This window comes from Myxococcus dinghuensis (assembly GCF_024198235.1).
Classification (GTDB): domain Bacteria; phylum Myxococcota; class Myxococcia; order Myxococcales; family Myxococcaceae; genus Myxococcus; species Myxococcus dinghuensis.
Genome location: NZ_JAKCFB010000003.1, coordinates 397,946 through 414,524, shown reverse-complemented (window position 1 = coordinate 414,524; position 16,579 = coordinate 397,946). Strand labels below are relative to the sequence as shown.

Sequence of the window (16,579 nt, the reverse complement as noted above, 5' to 3'; positions counted from 1 at the left end):
TCAGAAGGCTCCGCGCTTCTCGGGGTGGGCCGCGTAGAGGGCCACGAGCGCCGTGAGGAAGAGGATGATGGGCAGGGCCCGGGCGTACACGAGCCGGCCCATGCGCAGGGCGAGTCCGCACGGCAGGCCGAAGAGGAAGCCCCCCAGGTGCCCCGACCAGCTCACGAAGGGCAGGAGGCTGAGCACGGCCACCTGGACCAGCCAGATGCCCAGCTCCCGCCGGCCCTGTCTCGTGGCGATGGAGAGCATGGCCCCGGCCCAGCCGAGAATCATGCCCGAGGCCCCCACCATGGGCGTGTCGAAGTTGAACAGCAGCGAGAACGCGGACGCGCCCAGCGCGGTGACGAGCGACAGCCCCAGGAAGCGCAGGCTGCCGATGCCGCGCTCCAGCGTGAAGCCCAGCGTCACCACCACGGACATGTTGAAGACCAGGTGGAGGATGCCGCCGTGCTCCACCGCCGCACCCAGGAGGCGCCAGTATTGGCCCGCCTGGACCGCGGGGCCATACAGCGCCAGCAGCGGCAGGCTCCGTGAGCCGAAGGACGGCAGCACGCGCGCCTCCTCGAGCACGAACATGGCCACCGACAGGCCGATGATGGCGTAGCTGACCCACGGGCGGGGCAGGGCGGGGCGGACGGCGGGTGGCGGGGCGAAGGGGGGCCCACCACCAGGGCCCTCCGGGCCAGGCCGTCCGCGCGGGTCGTCGAGGATGTGGCGAGGTCCGGAGGACATGGCGTTCACACCTCTCGCGAGAGGACGGTGTCGCGGGGCCCGTGGAGGTCGTCCACGTGGGGGTAGTCGAGCGTGTAGTGCAGCCCGCGGCTCTCCTTGCGGCGCGCCGCGCAGTCGACGATGAGCATCGCCACGTCCGCGATGTTGCGCAGCTCGATGACGTCGCGGGTGACCTTGAAGCGCCAGTAGTAGTCGCGGATCTCCTCGCGCAGGAGCTGCAGCCGGCGCCGGGCGCGCATCAGCCGCTTGTCCGTGCGGACGATGCCCACGTAGTTCCACATGAGCCGGCGGATCTCATCCCAGTTGTGGCTGACCACGACGCTCTCGTCGGACTCCACCGCGCTGCCCGGGTCCCACTCCGGCGGGTCCTCGCGGGGCGTGGGCAGCGACGCCAGCTCCTCCACCGCCGTCTTCACCGCGCGGTGCCCGAAGACGAGCCCCTCCAGCAGCGAGTTGGACGCGAGCCGGTTGGCGCCGTGCAGGCCCGTGCAGGTGACCTCGCCGATGGCGTACAGCCCCGGCACGTTGGTGCGCCCGTGGAGGTCCGTCACCACGCCGCCGCACTGGTAGTGGGCCGCGGGCACCACGGGGATGGGCTGCACGGCGATGTCGATGTTGAAGGCCTTGCAGGTGGCGTAGATGTTGGGGAAGCGCTCGGCGAGGAACGCCCGGCCCATGTGCGTCATGTCCAGGTACACGCACTCGTCGCCGGTGCGCTTCATCTCCGCGTCGATGGCGCGCGCCACCACGTCGCGCGGGGCGAGCGCGCCCAGCGGGTGGTAGCGCTCCATGAACGTCTGGCCGCCCTTGAGCCGCAGCTTGCCGCCCTCGCCGCGCAGCGCCTCGCTGATGAGGAAGCTCTTGGCCTCCGGGTGGTACAGGCAGGTGGGGTGGAACTGGTAGAACTCCATGTTCGCCACCTGGGCGCCCGCGCGGTACGCCATGGCCACGCCGTCACCGGTGGCCACGTCCGGGTTGGACGTGTACAGGTACACCTTGCCCGCGCCGCCGGTGGCCAGCACCGTCACCCGACCGAGGAACCGCTCGATGCTCCCGTTCTCCAGGAGCGCGTACACCCCCAGGCATCGGCCGGCGCCCGGCCGCGGCACGTGCCGGTCCAGGATGAGGTCGATGGCGGCGGTGTTCGGGAAGAAGGTGATGTTCGGCGTCTCGTCGCACTTGGCGAGCAGCGCGCGCTGCACCTCGCGGCCGGTGAGGTCGTGCGCGTGGATGATGCGGCGCGCGGAGTGGCCGCCCTCGCGCGTCAGGTCGAACTCACCGGAGGTGTGCCGGTCGAACTCCGCGCCCAGTTGCACCAGCTCCCGGATGCGCCCCGGTCCCTCGCGCACCGTCACCTCCACCGCGTCCCGGTGGCACAGGCCCGCGCCCGCCACGAGGGTGTCCTCGATGTGCGCATCGAACGAGTCGGTGGGGGCGAGCACGCTGGCGATACCGCCCTGGGCATAAGCGGTGTTGCTCTCGCTGCGCTCCCGCTTGGTCAGCACGGCCACGGTGCCATGCCTGGCTGCTTGGAGGGCGAACGAGAGGCCCGCCACGCCGCCTCCCAGGACGAGAAAGTCGAACCGATGGGGCATGGCCAACAGGCTTAATGGGTGTAAGTGCTGGAAACAAGGCGATTTCTTGAGGACTTTCCGCCCCTTGAATAAGGTTGGTGCGCCGATATGCGTGCCATTCCCGCGCTCCTCCTCGCCGTGCTGCTGTTCCCGCCGTGGGCGGGGGCGGCGGACGCCGTCTTCCGGTACGTCGAGAAGGACGGGACCATCGTCTACACGAACGTCCCGCCCACGGGGGGCAAGCGCGCCACGAAGATGAAGGGCGGGTTCGCCCAGGCGCCGGCCAAGAGCGCCCCGGTGGTGGGGCGTTCCCGGACGCCGCCGGAGCTCGACCCCCACATCGCGGCCGCGGCGCTGCGCTACCGCATCCCCACCGCGCTGGTGCGCGCCATCATGCACGCGGAGAGCAACTTCAATTCGAACGCCCTGAGCCACAAGGGCGCCAGCGGGTTGATGCAGCTCATGCCGGCCACGGCGTCGGACATGTACGTGAAGGACATCTTCGACGAGCGGGACAACATCGAGGGCGGCGTGCGCTACCTGCGGGTGCTCGCCAACATGTTCGACGGCGACATGGTGAAGATGATCGCCGCGTACAACGCAGGCCCGGACGCGGTGAAGCGCTACGGCGGCAACGTTCCCCCCTACGAGGAGACGCAGGGGTACGTGCGCAAGGTGCTCCAGCTCTACTACCACTACAAGGAGCGCGAGCGGCCCGCCGAGGGCGGACCCCGCGAGTCCACATCCCAGAATGACGACGCGCGCGAAGGGGCGGGCGGAGACGAGCCCCGCTGACGACGAGTTCCTCCAGCAGATCCACCGGGGCGGGGAGCTGCTGGCCGCCAACAAGACCCTCGAAGCGAAGGAGTTCCTGGAGCGCGCCCATCAGCTCCAGCCCCGGAACGAGAAGGCCCAGAACCTGTTGGGCCTGTGCTACTTCAAGCTCGGCAGCTTCGACCGCGCCGCCGAGCTCTACGAGATGCTCGTGCGCGACAACCCGGTGGACCCGACGCTCCGGGTCAACCTGGGGCTCGTCTACCTGAAGACGAACGCCCTGCAGCGCGCCGTGCGCGAGTTCGAGACCGCCACCGACCTGGCGCCCGAGCACCAGAAGGCCCAGAACTACCTGGGCCTCGCGCTGGCGCAGATGGGCGAGTACGGGCGCGCGCGCGAGCACTTCCTGCTCGCCGGCAGCGACGCCATGGCGGACAAGATGTCGCGAGCCATCGCGGGGGAGAACTACGCCCGCGGCACGCCCGCTCCGGTGCCACCACCGGCCGCCGCCGCCGCCCGCCCCGCGCCGGCCACGCGCGAGGAGGCCTCCGTGGTCCCTCCGCCCGCGCCGCCTCCGGAGCCGGAGGAGGAGGACATCCGGTTCGCCGAGGACGAGGGCCCCAGCGCCCTCACCGACGGCGAGGTGACGCCGGTCCCCGCCGCCCCGCCGGAAGAGCCCGCCTCGCCACCACCTCCGGCCCCGGTGCCGGCGGTCGTCGAGAAGTCCGCGGTCCCCCTGACGAAGCTGCAGTTGACCCGGGTCGCCGCGCCCGCGGTGGCCCCCGCGGACAGCGAGCCCGCGCCGCGCCGCGCCGCGGGGACGGAGTCCACCACGCCGGTGTTGGGGGAGCTGGCGCCGTCGCTGGCGCTGGAGGGGGCGGGCGCCGGAGGCCCCTTCGTGCTGGGGCGCGGCTCGTTCTCCATCGCGGTGGAGGGAGAGGTGCTCACGCGGCTCGACGGGCTGGTGGCCATCCAGGGCCAGCTCGCCTTCCAACCGGAGATGAAGCGCTTTCGCGGCCGGGCCACGGACAAGCCGTTCGGGGACGGGGGCTCGCGCATGGTCCGCGCGCGCGGCAAGGGCGTGCTGCACCTGGAGCCCGCCGAGCGGCGCACGCTGCTCGCGGTCGACCTCGGTGAGGACTCGGCGTACTTCCGCGACGAGTACCTCTTCGCCTTCGAGGAGCCGGTGATGTTCGAGAATGGCCGGGTGCCGTCGGACATCGCGCCGGACCTGGACCTGGTCCACCTGCGCGGCCAGGGGCGGGTGTTGCTCAGCCTGCCGGGGCCGCTGCGCTCCGTGGCGGTGCGCCCGGAGGAGGCGGTGACGGTGCCCTTGACGCACCTGGTGGGCTGGCAGGGCAACCTCACGCCCCGGGTGGTGCCCCTGCTCAAGTCACCCAGCGGGGAGGCGCTCCGGGCGGCCGTGGAGCTGGGCGGCGAAGGTTTTGCCCTCATCGCCCTCGGCCTCCGCTAGAAGGAGCGCGCCATGGCCACGGACCGAGCGACCCGGAAGCAGCGCAAGCGGGAGGAGCGTGCGCGCCGCCGCGCGGAGCGCAAGCCGAGCGTGCTGGTGCAGGAGTTCTGGAACCTGCCCAACATGCTCACGTTGGGGCGCATCCTCCTCATCCCCCCCTTCGTCTGGCTGATGTACGACGCCGACCCGCGCAGCTCCCTGTTCGCCGGGCTCGTCTTCGCGCTCGCCTCCATCACCGACGTGGTGGACGGCTACCTGGCGCGCAAGTGGAACCTCATCACCGTGGTCGGCAAGTTCATGGACCCGCTGGCCGACAAGCTCATCGCCATGGCGGCGCTGGTGATGATGGTGCGGCTGGGACGTATCGCGGCGTGGGTGGTCATCGTCCTGCTCGCGCGCGAGTTCATCGTCAGCGGCCTGCGCACCATCGCCGCCAGCGAGGGCATGGTCATCGCCGCGGGGCAGGAGGGGAAGTGGAAGACCTCCCTCCAACTCGTCGGCATCATTTCACTCTGTGTTCACTACGTGCACCCACTGGAGCTCGGCTCGTTCAGCACGCCGGTCGACTACAACCTGGTGGGCAAGGTGCTCGTGTACCTGTCCGGCGGCTTCTCCGTCTGGAGCGCCGTCGTCTATTTCCGGGCGTTTCTCGCCATGCTCGCGAAGCGAGGAGACGAGGCACCGGTCGCGAAAAGTGTTTGACGTGTCCGGCACGGCTCTATATACCGCACCTCACTTCGGACGCGCCGCCCACACAGCGGAGCCGACGGAGTCTAGCGACTGCCGGATTCTGCGGGAATAGCTCAGCGGTAGAGCATCGCCTTGCCAAGGCGAGGGTCGAGGGTTCAAATCCCTTTTCCCGCTCCAAGAAAAGTCAGCAGTCGCTGGTGCACATGCGGGAATAGCTCAGCGGTAGAGCATCGCCTTGCCAAGGCGAGGGTCGAGGGTTCAAATCCCTTTTCCCGCTCCATCAAGACGTTCGACGGCCGGAATCTCCTCGTGGGATTCCGGCCGTTGGCGTTTCAGGGGCCTCGCGCGCTGGCCCGCATGTCGCTCGCGAGCCGCTGCGGGGACGTGTTCCCGACGTCCAGGTCGGGTCCCTTCGACACGACCTCCCGGGTTCAAGAAGCGCGGGCGCGTGTTCCACCTCACGCGACGTCGACGCGCATGGTCTGCTCGGCGCGTCACCGTCCGATTGGGTCGGATGACGCCTTCCGTCGTGGTGGGTCACCGCCGCGCTGGTGGAAATCTGAGGCGTCGCGGACACACGCGTCCGGCATGCGCGTGGGGGGCCGCGCGTCGCGGGCCTGCCCGGTGGGGAGGGAGGAGACGTGGGGCGCGGACACTCGGATGCCCTCGCCGCCGACGTGTCCACTCGACGGCGACACGGCGCGGCTGGCGAACGACGCGCGACGTGGAGGCGGGGGCCTGCCCTGGAGACGGACGGCCCGGCGGATGCAGTGACGAGACGCCTCGTGTTCCCCGTCTACCTCGCATCCTTCCTTGGCCCTGCTATATGAAGGGCCCCCTCATGATCCGCCTCGTCCGTGAACTGTACCAGTACCGGGGCTTGCTCCTCAGCCTCGTCCAGCGGGAGCTGAAGGCGCGCTATCGCGGCTCGTTCCTCGGGTTCCTCTGGACGTTCCTGAACCCCACGCTGCACATGCTGGTGTACGCGCTGTTGTTCACCGTGGTGATGCGGCAGAACACCCCCAACTACGCCTACTTCATGTTCGTGGGCCTGCTGCCGTGGATCTGGTTCTCCTCGTCGCTGAGCGCGGGCGCCAGCGCCATCAGCGACCGCCGCGACCTGATGACCAAGGTGCGCTTCCCCGCGCAGGTGCTGCCCACCACGGTGGTGGTGACGAACCTCTGCAACTACATGCTGTCGCTGCCGCTGATGCTGGTGCTGGGGGCCTTCTACGGGCAGCTCCCCACCTGGCACGTCATCGCCTTCCCGTTGGTGGTGGCCATCCAGCTCGTCTTCACGCTGGCCATCGTCTACATCCTGGCCGCCATCAACGTGGCGTTCCGGGACCTGCAGCACATCGTCAACAACGTGCTGACGCTGTGGTTCTTCACCACGCCGGTGCTCTACCAGACGTCCACCATCCAGGATGAGCGCATGCGCCTGGCGGTGCTGACGCTCAACCCCATGTCGAGCCTGCTCGTCTCCTACCAGGCCATCTTCTACGAGCACCGGTTGCCGGACGCCGGACCGCTGGCGGGGCTGGCCGTGTTCTCCCTGGTGCTCCTGTGGGGCGCCTCGACGATCTTCGAATCCCGCCGCGAGGAGTTCGCGGAGTCCATCTGAGCGGTCGCCATGCAGGAATCCATCGACGCCATTGTCTTGCGCGACGTCGTGAAGAGCTTTCGGAAGCGCACCATCCGAGGCGAGTACACGACCTTCAAGTCCGAGCTGCTCCGCTGGCTGCGGGGCGAGCGCAAGCCCCGGGAGGCGGGGCTCATCACCGCCCTGCGCGGCATCAACCTCAACATCCCCCGGGGCAAGACGGTCGCCATCATCGGCCGCAACGGTTCGGGCAAGAGCACCCTGCTCAAGCTCATCACCGGCATCTACGCGCCCACCTCCGGGGTGATGGAGATCAACGGGCGCATCTCCGCGCTGCTGGACCTGGGCGCGGGCTTCCACCCGGACTTCTCCGGCCGCGAGAACATCCTCATCAACGGCATCATCCTGGGCATGTCCCGCGCGGAGGTCCGCGCGCGGATGGATGAGATCATCGCCTTCAGCGAGCTGGGGGAGTTCATCGACGAGCCGGTGCGCACCTACTCCAGCGGCATGTACATGCGCCTGGCGTTCGCGGTGGCCACGCACGTGGACCCGGACATCCTCATCGTCGACGAAATCCTCGCCGTGGGCGACGAGCACTTCAGCAAGAAGAGCCTGGCGAAGATGAAGGAGTTCAAGCGCCAGGGGAAGACCATCGTCCTGGTGACGCACGACCTGAACACCGTGGAGCAGTGGTGTGACCTGGCCGCGTGGATCGACGGAGGCTACATCCGCCGGGTGGGCCGTCCGTCGGACGTGGTCACCGAGTACAAGCAGGCCATCGCGTTGGCGGAGGCGCAGGACGTGGCCTTCACGCCCCCGGCGCTGACGGAAGGGGGCGGCGCGCTGCCGGAGGTGTTCGGCGTGGGTGGGGAGGCGCCGGTGCGCATCAGCGGCCTTCGCCTGACGGACACCGCGGGAGGGGAGTGCCCGCACCTGTCGCCGGAGACGGCGGTGGAGGTTCGCGCGGACTTCTCCGCCCAGGGGCGCTGCGAGGACGTGGAGTTCGAGGTCGCCCTCCAGGCGGCGGACGGCAAGACGCTCTACGAGACGAGCACCCGCGTGGAGTCGGTGGCCCTTCCGGACGAGCTCCCCGCGTCCGGCCGGATGCGGCTCGTGTTGGAGCGCCTGGGGTTGTTGGCGGGCAGCTACGTGCTCCAGGTGACGGCGCGCACGCGCGGCGGCGAGTCCACGGAGCGGTGTCCCTTCGTGGTGAACTCCTCGGTGGCGGAGCGCGGGGTGTTCCGCCCCGTCCACCACTGGGTGGTGGAGTCGGTGCCGGTGCCGGTGGCGCCAGCGCTGGTGGGCAACTCGCATCCCTGAATTTCCGGGCGGGCGCGTCGTCATGGGCCGGGGGGCGTGTGCTCCCCGGGGCCCGGGCGCGAACGAGAGAGGGGGTCATGGCGGTGAAGACAATGCTGGAGAAGCTCGCGTCCGACGTGGGGGCGCCGGATGCCGCGCCAGGGGCCGGGGAGCTGGCGGCGATGGTGGCCGTGGTGCGCGCCTTGTTGGACGAGCGGCGCCCCTGCCTCCCGGAGAGGTGCGCGGAGGTGACGGCCCTGGAGGCCGCGCTGCGGCTGCTCACCACGCGGCTCCATCAGGCGGCCCCGGACGGCGCGCATGCGCTGTCGCCGCTGCAGGAGGCCGCGCGGCTGGCGGTGCCGCACGAGTTCGCGGTGCCGGAGTCCCACCGGCGCGACCACGTGGGCAAGGTGGTGACGGCCACCAAGCGCGCCTTCATCGACGGGCTGCACCCGTTCCACGTCGAGTCCCTGCGCCCGCAGGCGGACTTCAACAAGGCCGTGGTGCGCGTGCTGGAGTACCTGGGCGTGCACCGCGCCCTGGGCCTGCGCGAGGACGTGTCCGCCTGGGTTCGCGCGCAGTTGGAGCCGAAGGCGGACCCCACGCGGTGGCGGGTCGCCCGTTCGCACCGGGGTGGGGCCCTGGGCTCCGTGGTGGAGGCGGCCAAGCGCTCCTACCTGTCCGCGGTGGGGCCCGTGCTGGAGGGCCTCTTGCGAGGCCAGGCGGCATGGAACCGGACCCTGGTGGAGGCCCTCGTCGCCGCGGCCGCCCCACGCCCCCCCGACGAGGCGACGGGCGCGAAGTGGGTGGCGGAGCTGTGCGAGCGCAACGACCCGCTGCGGCCGGAGGTGCTGCCGCGGGCGCTGCGTGCTGGAGGCCCCTTGTGGACGGAGCTGCTGCGCCGTCAGACGCGCTTCAACGAGCAGGCCGTGCTGGCGCTCGCGGGCGTGCTGGGGACGCGCACGCCGCCGCCCCGGCCGCCGGAGCTGGGGGACTACGAGGGCTGGTGCGCCGCGCGCGAGGCGGGGGACATCCAGGCCGCGCGCGAGGCGGTGGCGGCGCTGGCATCGCGTCCGCTCGTGTCGCTCGTCACGCCCGTCTACGACACGCCCGAGCCCTTCTTCCGCGCCTGCGCCGAGTCGGTGGCGGCCCAGCTCTACTCCGACTGGGAATGGGTGCTGGTGGACGACGCCAGCACGGCGCCGCACGTGGCGGGGATGCTGCGTGAGGCGGCCTCGCGGGACTCCCGCATCCGGGTGGTGACGCTCGAGCGCAACGGGGGCATCGCGAAGGCGACCAACGCCGGCCTCGCCGTGGCCCGCGGGGAATGGGTGGGCTTCCTGGACCATGACGACACGCTGGCGCCGCACGCGCTGGCGGAGTGGGCGCTCGCGGTGGCGGCGGAGCCCTCGCTCGACGTCGTCTACAGCGACGAGGACCGGCTGGACGCGGAGGGGCGCCGCGCCGCGCCCTTCTTCAAGCCGGACTGGTCGCCGGACCTGCTGCGCTCGGTGAACTACGTCTGTCACTTCCTCGTCGCGCGCAGGGCGCTGCTGACGGAAGTGGGCGGCGTGCGCGAGGGCTTCGACGGCTCCCAGGACTACGACCTGATGCTGCGGCTGAGCGAGGCCACGCGCGGCATCGGCCACGTGCCGAAGCTGCTGTACCACTGGCGCGCCAACCCGGCGTCGTTCTCCAGCCAGGCGGCGGGGCTCGCGAAGGCGACGGACGCGGGCGTGCGCGCGCTGCGTGAGCACCTGGCCCGCCTGGGCGAGACGGCGGAGGTGACGAGCCCCGCGCCCACGCAGTACCGCGTGCGCTACCCGGTGCGAGGGACACCCAAGGTGTCCATCATCGTCCCGTTCAAGGACCGGCCGGATCTGCTGGAGCTGCTCATCCCGGGCCTGCTGTCGCGCACCACGTATCCGAACTTCGAGGTGCTGCTCGTCTCCAACAACAGCACGAAGCCGGAGACCTTCGCGCTGCTGGAGCGGTTGACGGACCCCCGGCTGGTGAAGCTGACGTGGGACTTCCCGTTCAACTACCCGGCCATCAACAACTGGGCGGCGCGGCAGGCCACCGGGGAGCTGCTGCTCTTCCTCAACAACGACATGGAGGTCGTGGACCCAGGGTGGCTGGAGGAGCTGGTCTCCCAGGCGCAGCGCCCGGAGGTGGGCGCGGTGGGGTGCAAGCTGCTCTTCCCCGAGGGGACGGTGCAGCACGCGGGCGCGGTCGTGGGCATCACCGGCATGGCGGGCCACCCGTTCTGGCGCCTGCCGGATGGTCCCATCTCCACGCCCTTCGGACACACGGGGTGGACGCGCAACTGGCTGTCCGTCACCAGCGCGTGCGTCATCTTCCGCCGCTCGGTGTTCGAGGCGGCGAAGGGCTTCGACGAGCGCTTCCAGGTGTGCGGCAGCGACGTGGACATCGGCCTGCGGCTGAACCAGCAGGGCCTGCGGGTGGTGTACACGCCGCACGCGCGCCTCATCCACCACGAGTCGGCCAGCCGGCGCGCGGACGCCGTCCCGGAGTCCGACTACTGGTGGTCCTACGTCGCGTACCGGCCCTGGCTGGGGCCCCGGGGCGACCCCTTCTTCAACCCCAACCTCTCGCTGCTGGGCACGGACTGCTCGCTGCGGCGACACGAGGAGACGGGGGAGACGCTGGCCCTGCGCACGCTGACGCACGACGTGCCCAGCGCGCGCGACGCGTCGCTGGAGGACCGGGCGCGCACCCAGCGCCACCTGATCGACCACCTGGACGCCCTGGACTCCACGCCGGAGGAGGCGAAGGCCTCGCGCGAGGGCGCGCCGGCGGCGCTGGCCTCGCTGCGCAGTCGGGGGAAGGTGGAGACGGCGACGTGGTTCATCCCCGCCTTCGGCCACGTCTACGCGGGCATCCACACGCTGTTCCGCTTCGCGGACCTGATGCAGCGGCGTCACGGCGTGCGCAGCGACTTCGTCGTCTACGACAAGCCCGGCGCCAGCCCCGGGGACTTCGAGGCGCGCGTGGCGCCGGTGTTCCCCGGCGCGGTGGGGGCCTTCCGCGTCCTGTCCGGCGCCGCGTCGCTGGCGGAGCTGCCGGCCTGCGACCTGGCCATCGCCACCTACTGGACCTCCGCGTACCAGGTGCTGCGCCATCCCCGCGCGGGGGTTCGCGCCTACTTCGTCCAGGACTACGAGCCGATGTTCTTCGCGGCCGGCACGCAGTCCGCGCTCGCGGAGCAGACGTATCACCTGGGCTTCCAGGGCATCTTCAACACGCCGGGCCTGCGCGACACGGTGAAGGCCCTGCACGGCATGGATGGCTTCGCCTTCGAGCCCGCAGTGGACGGCGCGCTCTTCCATGACCGGCGCCCCGCGCGCAAGGGCCCCGTGCGCGTCTTCTTCTACGGACGCCCGGGCAACGAGCGCAACGGCTTCGAGCTGGGGCTCGCCGCGCTGACGCGACTGAAGCGCGAGCTGGGGCCCGCGGTCGAGATCGTCACCGCGGGCGCGGAGTGGAATCCGGAGTCCTATGGTGTGCGCGGGCTGGTGACGAACCTGGGAGTGTTGCCCGCCGAGCGCACCGCCGCGCTGTATCGTGAATGCGACGTCGGTCTGTGCTTCATGTTCACGAAGCATCCGTCGTATCTGCCGCTGGAGATGATGGCGTGTGGGGTGACGGTGGTGACCAATGACAATCCAGCGAACCACTGGCTGCTCGAAGACGGCGCGAATTGTCTGCTGACAGCACCTTCTCCATCCTCCGTGTTGGCCTCCTTGCGCAGGGCGGTGTTGGACGTAGGGCTTTGTGCTAGCTTGGGGGCTCGCGCCGCCGAGCGGGTGCGCCGTACGAGCTGGGAACAGCAGGTGGACCGGATGATGGACCACCTGCTCGCGGCGGACGCTGGAAGGCTGCGGTCCATCCTGGAGTGAGGTTCTGACGGGCGTATGTACAAGGAACTCGACAGCACAGAGGACAGTCTTCAGTTCTGGAAGTCGACCCGCGGTTCTGACTATCGCGAGGTGACGCTCGCATCAGAAGGTCCAGGGACGGCGCTGCATGGTCGCCAGACGCGCGTGCTCGCCACTCTGCTGAAGGCTGAACAGCGTCGCGGTGATGCGACGCTCGACGTCCTGGAGTTCGGTTGTGGTTTCGGTCGGCTCGCCGGCCCGGTCGCCGCGCTGCCGGGCGTCCGCTACCACGGGTACGACGTCTCGGTGTCGATGACGGAGCCGCTGCGGCAGGAGCCGCCGCCCTCCGTGTCCCCCGTCGCCGAGCGAATCTTCCACGGAGACTCGCCTCGCAAGGTCCTGGCGGGACGCTCCTTCGACTGCGTCTTCTCCGTCTCCGCGCTCGGCTACACCCCGAGCGGGCGTATCACCGGCTTGATGGAGGAGCTCGGGGACCTGGTGCGTCCCGGTGGGTCGCTCATCCTCCTGGAGAACCCGCTCGTTCCCGTGAGCCTCTGGGACTTCTCGTCGCGCCCGGGGCGGTGGCTGCATCCCTTCGCGAGCCTGCTGCCGGAAGGCTGGGACCTGCATCACGCCTCGGAGCCCGTGAGTGGACAGGACCTGTACCTCCTCAAGCGAAACGCGGAGGGAGGGCGCCGCTACTTCCAGGTCGGGAACCTGGAGGACGCGCGGAGCGAGTCCCAGCCGCTCGGGCTCCAGACGCTCCACGAGAGCGCGTTCCTCCGGCTCCTGGACTGGTCGGAGAAGGCCAGCGAGCAGCTCTCCCGCCCGGAGGATGCGCGCATCGCAGAGCTGTCCCAGCAACTGAGCACGGAGGCGGAGCGTCTCGCCCGGCGTCAGCGGCTGCGCTCCTTGTCGGATGACCTCGCGCGCTTCCGGGCGCCGCGCATGTCGCCGCCCGAGGTGAAGCCTCTGTCCACGCCGTCGAAGGCCCTGCCCGCCGTGGTGACCGACGCGGCGCTCGACACGCGCTGGGCGCACGAGTCCGCGCGGTTCAACGGCGTGCTCCACCTGTTCCACCAGGACTGGCACGGCATCCGCGCGGCGGCGGGCTACTTCCCGGGGCGGAAGATGGCCATCCCCTCGGAGCGGACGCTGGAGCGACACGACCTCCTCGCCGCGCTGGCCTACGTCGAGAAGAGCCTGTGTCACACCGTCATCGTCCATGCCTTCTCGCCCACGGCGCACCAGGTCGTGGAGGCCCTGCGCAAGGCGCTCGGCTCCTCGATTCGGCTGCTCGCGCTCTGGCACGGCTCGACGGCGCAGTTCCCGAACCCCATCGAGATCGACTACTTCGGCCAGCTCGTGGAGTTGCAACGGCGAGGCATCCTCAACGCCGTGGCGACCGTGAAGCCCGGGATGCACCTGCTCGCGGAGGAGGTCTTCCCGAAGACGGTGCTCAACGTACCCCCGCGGATGTCCGAGGCCGAGCGCGGCCGGCCGCCGTCGCGGCCCACGCGCGAGGCCTTCATCCCCATCCCCAACGACTGGCGGAAGAACTTCTACACGAACCTATTCGCCGGGCATGCCTCGTCGCGCCTCGACACCCTCCATGTCACGGCGACGTATCTGATGCCGGAGGCCCTGCGCGGACCCAAGCGCGTCGTCAGCGTGCCGCGCCCCGACCGCGCGACGATGTTCGATCTGGTCCGCCGTTGCGACATCGTGCTCAACGCCTCGTTGTCCGAGTGCCAGCCCATGACGGCGCTGGAGGGGCTCGTGCTCCGCGTGCCGTGTCTGCACGGTCCGCTCGCGTTGGGGGCGTTGGATGCGCATCCGTACCAGAAGCTCACCCAGATGGTTCACGTGGATTCGGTGGAGCGCGTGAGGGATGCCATCGACCAGGTGTTGGAGCTGCGGGAGCGGTCTCCGGCCGAGCTGACCGGGATGATGATGGACTACGAGCGTGTGTTGACTCAGGAGGCGTTCCGGGTGCTCGAGGAGTTCGTCCAGTCATGAGTCCTCGTCGTGTGTGTCTCGTCACGGACGAGCTCTATCCGTTCACCCAGGGGGGAATCGGTCGGCTCGTCCACAACTTCGTCATGGACTCGTTGCGGCGGGAGAGCTCCGTCGAGCTGCACCTGCTCTTCCCCTCCACCGTGGCGGTGGTGCCCTCCGCGATCGAGGCGCACTTCGGCGGTGGGGTGCGCGCCCATGTCGCCCAGTCCCGAGGCACCTGGGACCTGCGCTTCGACGAGGGCGGCGTCTACCCGCCCCCAGGGGCCTTCACGGACACGTTCCAGCACGCGACGTCGCTGGAGCTGATGCTCCAGCTCCGGCGGCTCGAGGCCTCGGGCCTCCATTTCGACGTCATCGAGTTTCCCGACTACCTGGGGTGGGCCTTCTGCACGCTGCAGGAGAAGCTGCTCGGGGGGGCGTTCGCGAACACGGAGGTCGTGGTCCGGCTGCACTCGACCTTCGGCATCATCGCCCAGATGGAGCGTCAGCTCCTCACCAAGGACAATCACGGTCAGTCGGAGCTCGAGCGCAAGGCGCTCCTCGACGCGGACCGCGTCATCGCGCACCTGCCGCGGGTGGCGGACTTCAACCACGCCTTCTATCGCTTCCCGGAGCAGTGGAAGCAGAAGGTGACCTGCCAGTTCCCGCCGGTCGCGCTGCGGACCGACGCGAGCCTCCGGTCTCGCGAGTGGGAAGTGCCGGACCTGCTCTTCGTCTCCAAGGTGCAGCGCTTCAAGCGCGCCGACCTGTTCGTCCGAGGCGCCGCGACGTTCATGCGCAACCACCCGGAGTACACCGGGCGGGCGGTGCTCGATTGCGTCATGGTGCCCGGTGAGCACCTGGACTGGGTGAAGTCGCTCGTTCCGGCGGACCTGCGTCCGCGCTTCGTCTTCACCGGCCCCAGCAAGGACCGCGAGGCCCTGATGCGCCGGGGCATCGTGGTCATCCCGTCGGACTACGAATCCGTCAACCTGGCGGCCTACGAGGCGTCGTCGGTGGGCGCGCCCCTGGTGCTCAACGGCGAGTGCGTGGCCTTCGCGCCGGGCAGCCCGTTCGTGGACGGCGTGAACTGCTACACCTTCGATGGCTCGGTGAACGGCCTGGCGGAGGCCATCGCGCGCGCCTGGAAGTCCCCGGACCTCCGCCCCGTGGAGTGGACGGCGGATGTCCCGTACTGGGAGACGCCGGACCCGCGTGCCCGGCGCGCGCGCGCGACGACCGCGCGGACGCCGCTCGTCAGCGTGCTCATCACCAACTTCAACCTGGCGCGCTACCTCCCCGAGGCGCTGGAGAGCATCGCGGAGAGCACCTATCCCGAGGTGGAGATCATCCTCGTGGATGACGCCTCCACGGACCCGTTCGACCACGCGATGATGGAGCGCATCGCGGTCGCCTCCGAGGACGGTGGGTCGAACCTCCGGCTGATCCGCAACCCGGTCAACCGTGGCTTGCCCGCGTCGCGCAACATCGCCCTCGACGCGGCTCGCGGCGAGTACGTCCTTCCGCTGGACGCGGACGACTGCATCGGTCCGCGCTTCATCCAGCTCGCGGTGGAGGCGCTGGAGCGCCACCGGGAGTACGACGTGGTGGTGCCCGCCACGGGTTACTTCGACTCCGACGAGGCGTTGGCGGAGCGGCGCTTCTGCGACTACGCCATGTTCCTGGGGGATTGCCCCTCCCTCGGGATGGTGGCCAACCGTCTCTCCTCCGCCACCTCGCTGATGCGCCGTTCGCTGTTCGAGCACACGCGCTACGACGAGCGGCTGCGCAGCTACGAGGACTGGGACCTCTACCTGCGCCTCACGCATGCCGGGCACCGCTTCCTGGTCACCAACGCCATCCACTTCCACTACCGCCGCCGAGGCGGTTCGATGATTTCGGGCGTCAACCCGCGCCGGCACCTGGAGCTGCTCAATCAGCTCCACCGGAACCTCAAGCACCCGCTGCCGGCGGGCATCCAGTTGGATCCGTTCCTGCTCCTCGCCGTCGCACCCGAGGCCCCGCCGCCGGCGCCCGAGGTGAAGGTGGAGGTGGTGCATCGGCTCCATGGCGTCATGGACCGGGTGAACGTCTCGCTCAAGCGGCTGCCGTTGCTCCACAAGGCGCTCAAGTACGCCGCGTCGGGGTTGACGGCGGGAACGGATGGAAGCCGGCCCACGCGCTATGTGCTGGCGGATGCCCTGAACAAGCGCGTCCGGACGATCGCCTCGTCCATCCGGTAGGGCGGGCCCGCGTCGGCTCGGGGGCGGGGATGCCCGGAGTCGATGCGGGATGCTCCCAGCTCGTGGCGGGTCCACAGCAGTGCGGGGCTTGGGGGGCGAGTCCCCTCGTTCCCTCCGAGCTGCTGGACCCCTCCTCTTGGTGCGTGAATGCGGAGGGCTGTGTGCCCGGGTCGTGCGCCCGCTGTGTGTTCGGGCCCCGCCTTCACTCCCGTTGTCCGGCGTGCCGACGTGGTCCTCTGCTTGGCGCGTGACGGCGGAGGGCTGTGTGCGCGAGTGGGGCGCCCGCAGTG

The 16,579-nt window shown here is 70.1% G+C and carries 10 protein-coding genes and 2 tRNA genes; 10 read left to right on the top strand and 2 right to left on the bottom strand.

The window, feature by feature from the left end:
• Window positions 1-732: a rhomboid family intramembrane serine protease gene (locus tag LZ198_RS06620; protein ID WP_253971024.1), complete on the bottom strand. Its 732-nt coding sequence runs from the start codon at window positions 730-732 to the stop codon at window positions 1-3.
• A gap of 5 nt (window positions 733-737) precedes the next feature.
• A complete protein-coding gene (nadB, locus tag LZ198_RS06615; protein WP_253971023.1) occupies window positions 738-2,327 on the bottom strand; it encodes an L-aspartate oxidase in 1,590 nt (529 codons plus the stop codon).
• Between the two features lie 87 nt (window positions 2,328-2,414).
• Between nadB and LZ198_RS06610 the strand changes: the two genes are divergently transcribed.
• The 10 genes from LZ198_RS06610 to LZ198_RS06565 all read left to right on the top strand — a co-directional run bounded on the left by LZ198_RS06610 (window position 2,415) and on the right by LZ198_RS06565 (window position 16,289).
• Window positions 2,415-3,101 carry a lytic transglycosylase domain-containing protein gene (locus LZ198_RS06610; protein WP_253971022.1) on the top strand — a complete coding sequence of 229 codons (687 nt, stop codon included), beginning with the start codon at window positions 2,415-2,417 and terminating at the stop codon, window positions 3,099-3,101.
• Window positions 3,058-4,554: a tetratricopeptide repeat protein gene (locus LZ198_RS06605; protein ID WP_253971021.1), complete on the top strand. Its 1,497-nt coding sequence runs from the start codon at window positions 3,058-3,060 to the stop codon at window positions 4,552-4,554. Before LZ198_RS06610 ends, LZ198_RS06605 begins: the two co-directional genes overlap by 44 nt.
• Before the next feature lie 12 nt (window positions 4,555-4,566).
• A complete protein-coding gene (gene pgsA / locus LZ198_RS06600) occupies window positions 4,567-5,256 on the top strand; it encodes a CDP-diacylglycerol--glycerol-3-phosphate 3-phosphatidyltransferase (RefSeq protein WP_253971020.1) in 690 nt (229 codons plus the stop codon).
• A gap of 90 nt (window positions 5,257-5,346) precedes the next feature.
• Window positions 5,347-5,421: transfer RNA gene (locus tag LZ198_RS06595), tRNA-Gly, on the top strand.
• A gap of 28 nt (window positions 5,422-5,449) precedes the next feature.
• A tRNA-Gly gene (locus LZ198_RS06590) sits at window positions 5,450-5,524 on the top strand.
• 561 nt (window positions 5,525-6,085) lie between these two features.
• Window positions 6,086-6,868 carry an ABC transporter permease gene (locus LZ198_RS06585; RefSeq protein WP_253971019.1) on the top strand — a complete coding sequence of 261 codons (783 nt, stop codon included), beginning with the start codon at window positions 6,086-6,088 and terminating at the stop codon, window positions 6,866-6,868.
• A 9-nt stretch (window positions 6,869-6,877) separates the two neighbouring features.
• The gene (locus LZ198_RS06580) at window positions 6,878-8,170 is read left to right on the top strand and encodes an ABC transporter ATP-binding protein (RefSeq protein ID WP_253971018.1); all 1,293 of its coding nucleotides are present in this window, start codon (window positions 6,878-6,880) and stop codon (window positions 8,168-8,170) included.
• A gap of 77 nt (window positions 8,171-8,247) precedes the next feature.
• On the top strand, window positions 8,248-12,069 hold the full coding sequence (locus LZ198_RS06575) for a rhamnosyltransferase WsaF family glycosyltransferase (protein ID WP_323382060.1): 3,822 nt from the start codon (window positions 8,248-8,250) through the stop codon (window positions 12,067-12,069).
• 15 nt (window positions 12,070-12,084) lie between these two features.
• Window positions 12,085-14,067 (top strand): methyltransferase, encoded by a 1,983-nt coding sequence (locus tag LZ198_RS06570; protein WP_256559293.1) that lies wholly within the window; start codon window positions 12,085-12,087, stop codon window positions 14,065-14,067.
• Window positions 14,064-16,289, top strand: a complete 2,226-nt coding sequence (locus LZ198_RS06565) for a glycosyltransferase (protein ID WP_253971016.1) — start codon at window positions 14,064-14,066, stop codon at window positions 16,287-16,289. Before LZ198_RS06570 ends, LZ198_RS06565 begins: the two co-directional genes overlap by 4 nt.
• Window positions 16,290-16,579: the final 290 nt, after the last annotated feature.